The following is a 9,156-nucleotide window of genomic DNA, read 5'->3' on the forward strand; positions in this document are numbered from 1 at the left end:
TTATTTGTCTCCCCTCACTCGTATTTTAAATAACTTTTTCTTTATCATAAAGAAGATTTACTACCTCTTTTATCTGTTCCTCAATTTCTCCATTTAGAATATAGCCAGCTTCTTTTTTTTGTGGCAAAAACGTTTCAATTACAGTAGTTCTTTGCAATAGGTCCTCTTTTATATTTAGATCATTAAGCTCTAAACGTTTTAATGGCTTTTTCTTCGCTTTCATTATACCCGGCAGAGAGGGGTAACGCGGTTCGTTTAAACCTTGTTGTGCTGATACAAGTATCGGAAGGGAGGCTTCAATAATTTCAACATCACCTTCCACATCACGCTCAATATTTACTTTGCCATTTCCTACTTCTAACTTTGTAATTGATGTTACCTGCGCGATATTAAGTTCTTCTGCCAAACGAGGACCTATCTGGCCTGACCCATTATCCACTGCCACATTTCCACAAAGGATAATGTCATACTCACGATCTTTAATTACAGATGCTAGTATTTTTCCGATACTATATTCATCCAATTCAGCGTCTTCACTATTTACTAGTACTGCTTTGTCCGCTCCCATTGCAAGAGCCGTACGAAGTGCATTCTCTGCCCGTTCCGGCCCTACTGTAATTAAAGTTACTTCTCCACCATGTTCGTCACGTAACTTAATTGCTTCCTCTACTGCATATTCATCATAGGGGTTTATAATAAACCCAATTCCTTCTTCCCCAATTTTCCCGTCTGTAATAACAATCCTCTCTTCTGTATCAAATGTTTGTTTTAATAATACAATGATATTCATATTCAACCTCCTAAGAAAGGATAGAGTAAACCGGTTTCCTAATAATATAATAAAAAATTTCAGACTATTTTGTCAAGTACAATCCACAATATATTATTAAAACTTGAGATTTTATAGAAACTAAACTAAACTCATTAATATACCGGTTTCTCAAAAACTAAAAAATCACCTTGTTAGGTACCTCAATAGTTAATTAAAGAAACTTAAAAGAAATCTATTGTATAATAAATACGAACTCACTTTTTATTACTCTTAAAATTCTGTCAATTGGAAGTGGCATATGAAAAAAAATCCTACCATTCAAGATGTAGCGAATCTAGCTGGAGTTTCTAAAGCTACTGTATCAAAATATTTAAATAACACACCTTATGTTTCACCAGCGACTAAGAAGCGTATAGAAAGTGCCATTAAAAAACTAAACTACCACCCCAGTAGTTTAGCCCGTGGATTGGTGAATAAGTCTATAAAGCTCATCGCCTTAGTTATCTCCGATGTTCAGCTTCTTATTAACTCTAGCTTAATTAAATCTGTTGAGAACGAAGCGAACCAGCATGGTTATGACATAGTATTGGTAAATACAAATGACGAAGAGCGACATGAGCAAAATCTTAACAAGATCCTAACTGAACGCTATCAACACGTTGATGGTCTAATTCTGGCAAATGCAAGAGAAAATGGTGTTGATTTATCAGAACTGAAAAAGATATTTGAACATATTGTCTTAGTTCATCGTCATGTCCCTAACGATATTGTTGACTATGTAGTTATTGATAATTACATTGGAGGCAGACTTGCCGCAGAGTATCTAATACGCACCGGACATAGAAGAGTAGCAGCTATTTCAGGTTCTCAGGAAATTCATCCTTATCGTGATCGCATAAGAGGATTTTCTCAAACTCTTGAAGAACACGGCCTTCAGAGTCATCTTACTGTCATAGAGGGAGGGCAAACTCTTGAAAGCGGCTATCAAGCTGCAGAAAAACTAATGGCTAGCTCTACCCCTCCTACGGCGATTTTCGCTACTAGTGATTTGCTTGCTTTAGGTGTTCTAGATGCTTCGCGAGATTACAGGTGGCAAATTCCCGAAGAGCTTTCTGTCATTGGATTTGATAACATTTTCTTTTCTCGATTGGCTAGAGTTCCCCTTACCACGATTGATGGAAAGGTAGAGGATTTAGGAAAAAGAGCTGTTCAACTCTTGCTCCAGAGGATCGAAAATAAGGAACTAACTTTGCAGCAAATTAAGCTTCATCCTTCTCTCGTAGTTCGAGAATCATGTCGCAATCTACACAAATAAAGAATTCACCATGCCAGTAGGAGCACTCTCCTACTGGCATGGTGAATCGGTAATATACCGTTTTGCTTCAGAAACTATTGCCTCAATCTCCCTATAACGGTCGCATCTCATTTTTTTGAGTTTCCTAACTAAAACTTCAGATTGTTTGTAACTCACTTGTATTTTCTGAGCCCACATTATTCGCTTGTATATAGATATCCACTAAATCCTGTAACTTTGTTGCTCTTGGATTGGCACTACAATTTCCATCTTTCAAAGCATCTTCCGCTAGACGTTCAAGGTCTTCATCCTTTATATTAAAGGTGCTTAGATTAGGGATTTTAGTGTCTTTTACTAACCTTTCTACAGCTTCTACAGCTTTTTCTGCAGCCTCCATAATAGATAGCCCATCAATATTTTCACCCATCGCCACTGCTATATCTGCAAATCTTTCAGGACAAGCAACAAGGTTAAATTTCATTACATAAGAAAGAAGTATGGCGTTAGCCACCCCATGTGGAACATCATAATATCCACCAAGAGGATGCGCTAAGGCATGTACATTTCCTAACCCTATTTGCGGGAATACCATACCTGCAATCGTACTTCCCAACATTGTATTCTTTCTCGCCTCATAATTCTCTCCTTGAGAATAAGCCTGTCTAAGATTTCCCCCTATGAGCTTGATAGCCTGCAAACTTAGAGCATCTGTAACAGGAGAACTTCCGTTTAACGCTCCCTTCGTTGTGTAGGCTTCAATAGCATGAGTAAGGGCATCAATTCCAGTAGCAGCCGTTAGAGAAGGCGGTAATGCTGAAGTTAAAAGTGGATCTACTAAAGCTACAGCTGGCGCCATATAAGGACTTCCTATACTTGCTTTCCAGTGTGTTCTCTCGTTGGTAATAACTGACCACTGTGTAACTTCACTCCCTGTTCCTGATGTAGTCGGGATAGTAAATACATCAGGCCCCTTTCTAGAGAATTCTTTCCCGCCGATATCGTACTCATTGATATCCCCATCATTATCTACCATCATACTAATGGCCTTGCAACAATCCATCGCACTCCCTCCCCCAACTGCAATAAGGGAGTCACATTCATTAAAGTTGAAAACTTCCACACCCTTTACGACTGTGGCAGAAGGTGGGTTTGGCGGAACTTCATCAAAGATGGCATAGCCAATATTATGCGCAGTCAAAGATTCTAAAATCCCATTAAGCAAACCTGCATTAATAATACCTTTATCAGTTACAATCATGGTTTTCTTATATCCTCTAGAACTTAACTCTTCACCAGCCAACTGGGCAGAATTTTCCCCAAAAATAATTTTTGTACCTAAATAAAATGTGAAAGACTGTTCATTCATAGGTAATTCCCCTTCCTGTTAAAAAATTAATTATATATATTCAAACAATTCCTTAAGGCTACACTCTTAACCTGTGTTAATTCTTCCAATGCACCAATAAGGCCCTCTTTTCCACCATGCCCACTCATCTTATATCCACCAAAGAACGATACATCTGGTCTATAAACACCTGAACCGTTAACAGATACAATTCCAGACTCAATTTGATAGCTAACGTTTAGAGCTCGGTTTACATCTTTAGTGAACACAGCAGCATTTAACCCATATATAGAGCTGTTAGCGATTTCTAAAGCTTCCTCTTCAGAACGAAATGTTAAGATTGGGAATACCGGCCCAAATATCTCCATATCACGAGAGATATCATATTCTGGCTTAACATCAGTCAGAACAGTTGGCAGATACCAAGTGTTATCGACAACTCCCCCTTCTAGAGCTACTTTAGCTCCTTGTTCAATTGTCCGCTTTACTTGTTGATTCACTGTCTGAAGTGCATATTCATCTATTAGAGGTCCAATATTCACACTTCTATCCAATTGATTTCCATATTTAAGTTCTTTCAATCTATCAACTAGTAATGAAGTGAATTCTTCCTCTTTCGAATGATGTATAAGCATTCTTTTATTAGAACAGCACACCTGTCCATTCATTAGAGTTCTACCAAAGATCGTTTCATTTACTGCCAAATCAATGTCCGCATCCTCAAATACAATTAAGGGGTCATTTCCACCTAATTCAAGCATTACCCGGCTTAAATGTTTAGCTGCTCCAGTAGCCACTTTAATACCAGTTTCTGTACTACCCGTTAAACTTATGGCATCTATTAGAGGGCTTTGAGCTAACATATTACCTATCAAACCACCTGATCCAGTAACAACTTGTAAAACATTTTCTGGCAAGCCCGCTTCATATAGTAATTCAGTTAGGGATAGGATTGTTAATGGAGCTGTACTTGCAGGCTTAACAATCATTACGTTTCCAGATGACAATGCTGGAGCTACTTTATGAGAGAAAAGATCTACAGGAAAGTTGAAAGGAATAATTCCAACAATAACGCCCAAAGGTTCTTTTCTTGTTAAATAAACATCATTTTCAATGCCAGGTTGATGATCTAGTGGTATGTTAATGCCATTTAATGATTTTGCATGTTCCGGAAAGGCTCTGAATAATCTTATCGCAGTATCGATCTCCCATTCAGCTTGTTCAATGGGTTTCCCGATTTCTCTACTCAAAAGATTAGCTAATTCATCTCTCTTTTTCTCTACTAAGTTTGAAAACTTTGTTAATATTTCTGCCCGTTTCCATACAGCAGTCCTTGCCCAACCATTCTTTGCTTTTTGGGCAGCCCCAATGACTTCTTCAATATCATTTGGTTTCGCCTGAGGAACTGTACCAATAACTTCTTTTGTTGCTGGATTAAAAACCTCAGTAACCTTTCCATCCGTGCTAGCATTCCAATTTCCTTTGGCATACATGAGCATAAAAACTTCCTCCTCTAATAAACTAGCGATAAGATTTTTGTAATCCCTTACATTTAATTAATAGTGAACCGGTTTCCTAATTTAATTATATTATTATTTCATAATGATAGTCAAATCTTTTTTTAATATTCTGTCATTTTTGCTATAAACAAATATTATCTTCTACTTATCAACCTTTATTCTATCCTTTTATATAAAAGACAACCTTAATTAAGTTTCTCTAAAAGGTGCATTTTTAAAGATGCTGAAAACCACAAAACTGTTACCGGTTTCATATTTTGTGATTCTAAATCATTTTTTTCACTTTAAAAATTCTATACCGTTTGCTTTCCAATACCAATCACACTTTCAGCAAAACTAAATTTTAAAAGGCTATGTTAAAAGACAAAGGTTGATTAATAACAAATACGGATTATGGGGTATCTTATTCTTCCCCAAAACAGTAAAGGAAGAAAAGCTAATAGTATATCCATCTTGGCTATCTCCTTTCGTTACTAACAGTTACTTTATTAAGGTAATTCTTATGTCGTTAGTTAGTTACTTTATGTAACTTTATAATATTAACTATGGGAAAATAGATATACTCGTCAACATCATTTAATTATTTAAAAAGGATTTAATAAAAATGTATTGCCTTTTAGGCAACTTCCCAAAAGTGCTTAAGTACCCTCATACTTCTAAATCTAAACTACTCCCTTAGTGACTTTACCTAAGTCTTTCACACCCCCTTGTCTATTTATAAGGCGCTAAGTTTTAAATATAGAAACCTTTTTTGATTTTTTGATTTTTATTTCTAAGGAATTTATTATAAAAAACGTATGAAAGAGTGGTGAATTTATGACTTGGCTACACTCAAATAGTTTCTTTTAATTCTAGATGTCTGAAAAAAATATGACATTTCGTGAAATCATACAAAGGTTCAGATCTCATTTAATGAATTAAAAAATTTTGGATGTTACGTACCCTTGGATATGTAAAAAATTGCAAGATCTCTATCTACTACTTTTAAAATAAAAGGTAATTGGTTATCTGTTACACCTTTGCATGAGTTGAGCAGAGAAGTTGATGACTTTAGTAGCATATGCAAAGGATATTGCTTATGCATATATCTACTTTTTAATGTAGGGATTGGTGCCATCATGATGACGCTCATATCCCTTCTATTTGTATTGAGGAATAATTTAGATCTACAAAATTATTTAAATTTTAAGGAGAGTCTAGGGATGGACTTACAACATCTACACGACATAAGTAAATTACGCTATTGAAAATAATAAAGGCGTTGCTATTCATATCGAAAGTAATCTAGTACCTTTATTCACTCAGCCTACTGGAAGTTACATCAGAAGAAAATGTAACGCAAAAAACGCGTAGTTGACCATTATAACAGAAGCTCACAGTTTATTGCAGCAAGATCCGAAGAGATTGGAAGAGATTGGAATGACTCATGACGTTCTCTTCTATCTCCATTCGATTATCCATCCTGTAGGAGTATTCGGAACTGTAACAGTAGCAGGACTTACACCTCAACTTGACCATGATTATGCTGTTGCAGGTGTAAAACATTTCTTAAATTAAGTGGGAGGTGAGTGAATGGTGATCGAACACGCGAGGATGGTCATTAAAGAAGAGTTAGTGGAAGAATTTCTGCAAACAATTAATAGAGCATCTTCTATTTTAATTAACGCCAATGGATATATCTCTCACGAATTACTTAAAAATAAAGAAAATCAAACTCTTTTTATACTAGTTGTTCACTGGAGTAGTTTGGAGGATCATGTTGAAGGTTTCGTAAAAAGTAATAATTTTCTTAAATGGGAATCAATGCTAAACCGTTATTTTTCATCTGTGCCAGAAGTTTTACATTTTACAGAAATCAAATGTGATTAATTACAAGAACCTGGCCAGGATGGGGACATAAACATCTTAGCAAGAGGCCTTTTTATGCCCAAATCTAATTTTCAGTTATCAAAGGAATGATGCCCCGTAAGGTTCAAACATAAAGGAACTTTAAGTTTATAGATTGATAAAAACGAATTGCCTACGAGCGTACCTTTATATCTTAAAGCCATAATGGCAAGTGCCAATAGTAATTGTCCCCATTTGAATCGAACACATAAAACACTCGTCCAGATGTTGGTCAATCGAAGTCTACGACCGGTAAAGATGAAAAGTCCGATGCATGTTATCAAAATATAATGAGTTAAGATAATGAGAATAGGGACAAATGGAAGGATATCTAAATAAATCTGAACATACATTAATAGCCCCATAAAACCAAAGAATAATTGATACCTGATAAGCTCTGAAAACAACTTTGGCTTTAAGATAATCAATAATGTCAAAATTGAAGTCCCTGTCATTATAGCTGCTGGCAAAAAAACTTGAATCGACCATCCTGAAAAACCTGAAATAGAATCAAACGTAATTGCTATGATTGATACTACCATGACTTGCAATAAAAGATTAGGCCCGATACTCCGCTTAATCCTAAGCCCAAGAAACAAACTCATATATACATAAACGGTCAAGAAAAAAATAACTGCAATCCTTTCCCAATCAAAGTCTTGATAAATTCCTCCCACAATAAAATGCGAATTAATAATCAAGATAAGAAATAACATTATCCTTTTGAGAGATAGCTGAGCCTTAGCTTTGATTTTCTCTTGGTAATAAGGATCATATTTTTCACTTCCAATCTGCTTCAAAGCATGTCCACATAATGGACAGCTACCCAAGCCGACTGCAATATTCATTTCACATTTATGACAATATTTCATGATTTATCTCCTCATTACCATAGATTGTAACATCAAGGCCGTATTTTTTTAAACATTGAAAGAAGAACTTCTGAATATTGGTCTCCTCAAGTGCTGATGTAAATGAAATGACAAAGCGGTCTTCCTGTGAAATGATCCCACAACGAATCGGTTGATGTGTTGTAACTGGAAGCAAAAAACTAGCTTCTTCTACATACTGATTTACCTCCTGTGAAAAATCAATTCGTCCTAAGTTTGAAATCGTTATTGTGACGCCTTTATCTGCTTGAAAATAAATACTACGCATCACCAAATTTTTAATGACTAGTGGAACAAAGCGAACCGCCAAACGTTTTTGGATGCTTACATATTCATTCATTTGCGCTTCTAAAGCTTCTTCCTTTTGATTTTCTTTCAACTGTCTTGAAACCTCATCAAGTAACCACTCAAAGCTGAAATCTTTCGCAGGAGTTACTTTAATGGTTGCGTTAAGGAAAAAATTTCGCACTGTCTTAGAATCAAAGCTAGTTCGTAAATTCATAGGAATCGTCACTGTAATCGGCTGTTTTGTTCCCTTACATTTGAAATTTTGATGGTAGATAGCAGCAATTAATACTGCGCATAAAAAACTAGTCACCGATACATGATGCTGCTGAGCTAATTGAATTACTTTTTTAGTTGATACCCTTCCATGAATGACCTTTAACTCTTGTGGCTTCTTCCTTATACCCGATACTCGATAAGCTTTGGTCGTGACAAGTATAGAATTCGTTGCTGATTTCCCTTCATACTTTAAAAAACTATCTTCATCTTTTTCAGATTGTGTTCCATCGTTATCTTCAATTATAAAATCCAATTTATAGTGTTGGCGTACATAATGCTGTACAATGAGCTTTAAAAATTGAACTGCCCCAGTTCCATCCGCCAAAGTATGAAAGACTTCCAAATGAATCATCTTCTCAAAATAGGTGATATTGAACAAGTACCCATTATTTATAAATTTTGTTATTTTTGAGCATGGGTAAGTATATTCCTCTCTTATCCTTGATTTTTGAAAATTAGAATCAAAATAATACCAAAAAAACCCTGTTCTCACACGGACCTTAAAAGATGGCATGTCATCTAATGCTGCTGCGACAGCCATTTCTAAATCCGCCTTTTCAATAACTCCTTTTAACTTTACTGAAGTTCGAAACACATTTGTGACTTTCGAACTAGAAACCATCGCATACAATTTAGCAGCATTGTCTAATTTGCTCCAATAAAATGCTTGATAATTTTCATTCATTTCCCTATCGTCCTCACTTTACTTTTTAATTAGATAGATTTCGTTAATTTTTAGTGACTAAATGATTGATTTATTTTAATTTTCATTTGATTCATACTGATACTCAGGCTTTCCTTGTTTCAGTAAACCAGCTAATAGGATGTAAATATCTTTCTCTAATATTTTCATTTCCCTTATGATATACTATTTTTGGCCATGC

General features: G+C 35.5%; 8 protein-coding genes. 3 read left to right on the plus strand and 5 right to left on the minus strand.

What is annotated here, in order from left to right; genetic code table 11:
- Positions 1-25 precede the first annotated feature (25 nt).
- Entirely contained in the window at positions 26-790 is a 765-nt protein-coding gene (locus ACFVSH_RS09060) for an electron transfer flavoprotein subunit beta/FixA family protein (RefSeq protein WP_387705688.1), read from the minus strand.
- 280 nt (positions 791-1,070) lie between these two features.
- On the opposite strand from ACFVSH_RS09060, the gene ACFVSH_RS09065 reads away from it, so the two are divergent.
- Positions 1,071-2,087, plus strand: coding sequence for a LacI family DNA-binding transcriptional regulator (locus ACFVSH_RS09065; RefSeq protein ID WP_387705690.1), 1,017 nt, complete (start codon positions 1,071-1,073; stop codon positions 2,085-2,087).
- Positions 2,088-2,223: 136 nt separating this feature from the next.
- On the opposite strand, the gene ACFVSH_RS09070 is transcribed toward ACFVSH_RS09065, so the two are convergent.
- Positions 2,224-3,432 (minus strand): iron-containing alcohol dehydrogenase, encoded by a 1,209-nt coding sequence (locus tag ACFVSH_RS09070; RefSeq protein WP_387705692.1) that lies wholly within the window; start codon positions 3,430-3,432, stop codon positions 2,224-2,226.
- Positions 3,433-3,458: 26 nt separating this feature from the next.
- On the minus strand, positions 3,459-4,910 hold the full coding sequence (locus ACFVSH_RS09075) for an aldehyde dehydrogenase family protein (protein ID WP_387705694.1): 1,452 nt from the start codon (positions 4,908-4,910) through the stop codon (positions 3,459-3,461).
- A gap of 1,440 nt (positions 4,911-6,350) precedes the next feature.
- Here ACFVSH_RS09075 and ACFVSH_RS09080 point away from each other — a divergent pair.
- On the plus strand, positions 6,351-6,488 hold the full coding sequence (locus ACFVSH_RS09080; RefSeq protein WP_387705696.1) for a hypothetical protein: 138 nt from the start codon (positions 6,351-6,353) through the stop codon (positions 6,486-6,488).
- A 15-nt stretch (positions 6,489-6,503) separates the two neighbouring features.
- Positions 6,504-6,800 (plus strand): antibiotic biosynthesis monooxygenase family protein, encoded by a 297-nt coding sequence (locus ACFVSH_RS09085; RefSeq protein ID WP_387705698.1) that lies wholly within the window; start codon positions 6,504-6,506, stop codon positions 6,798-6,800.
- Positions 6,801-6,871: 71 nt separating this feature from the next.
- On the opposite strand, the gene ACFVSH_RS09090 is transcribed toward ACFVSH_RS09085, so the two are convergent.
- Together ACFVSH_RS09090 and ACFVSH_RS09095 are read right to left on the minus strand one after the other, a co-directional pair.
- Entirely contained in the window at positions 6,872-7,690 is an 819-nt protein-coding gene (locus tag ACFVSH_RS09090) for a DUF6320 domain-containing protein (protein ID WP_387705700.1), read from the minus strand.
- The gene (locus ACFVSH_RS09095) at positions 7,674-8,957 is read right to left on the minus strand and encodes a hypothetical protein (RefSeq protein ID WP_387705702.1); all 1,284 of its coding nucleotides are present in this window, start codon (positions 8,955-8,957) and stop codon (positions 7,674-7,676) included. Before ACFVSH_RS09095 ends, ACFVSH_RS09090 begins: the two co-directional genes overlap by 17 nt.
- Between the last annotated feature and the right edge of the window lie 199 nt (positions 8,958-9,156).

This window comes from Peribacillus sp. NPDC058002, assembly GCF_042886655.1.
Taxonomy (GTDB): domain Bacteria; phylum Bacillota; class Bacilli; order Bacillales; family DSM-1321; genus Peribacillus; species Peribacillus aracenensis.

Coding starts and splice junctions, on each gene's coding strand:
- ACFVSH_RS09060 (WP_387705688.1), bottom strand. CDS start 790: ATGAATATCATTGTATTATTAAAACAAACATTTGATACAGAAGAGAGG.
- ACFVSH_RS09065 (WP_387705690.1), top strand. CDS start 1,071: ATGAAAAAAAATCCTACCATTCAAGATGTAGCGAATCTAGCTGGAGTT.
- ACFVSH_RS09070 (WP_387705692.1), bottom strand. CDS start 3,432: ATGAATGAACAGTCTTTCACATTTTATTTAGGTACAAAAATTATTTTT.
- ACFVSH_RS09075 (WP_387705694.1), bottom strand. CDS start 4,910: ATGCTCATGTATGCCAAAGGAAATTGGAATGCTAGCACGGATGGAAAG.
- ACFVSH_RS09080 (WP_387705696.1), top strand. CDS start 6,351: ATGACTCATGACGTTCTCTTCTATCTCCATTCGATTATCCATCCTGTA.
- ACFVSH_RS09085 (WP_387705698.1), top strand. CDS start 6,504: ATGGTGATCGAACACGCGAGGATGGTCATTAAAGAAGAGTTAGTGGAA.
- ACFVSH_RS09090 (WP_387705700.1), bottom strand. CDS start 7,690: ATGAAATATTGTCATAAATGTGAAATGAATATTGCAGTCGGCTTGGGT.
- ACFVSH_RS09095 (WP_387705702.1), bottom strand. CDS start 8,957: ATGAATGAAAATTATCAAGCATTTTATTGGAGCAAATTAGACAATGCT.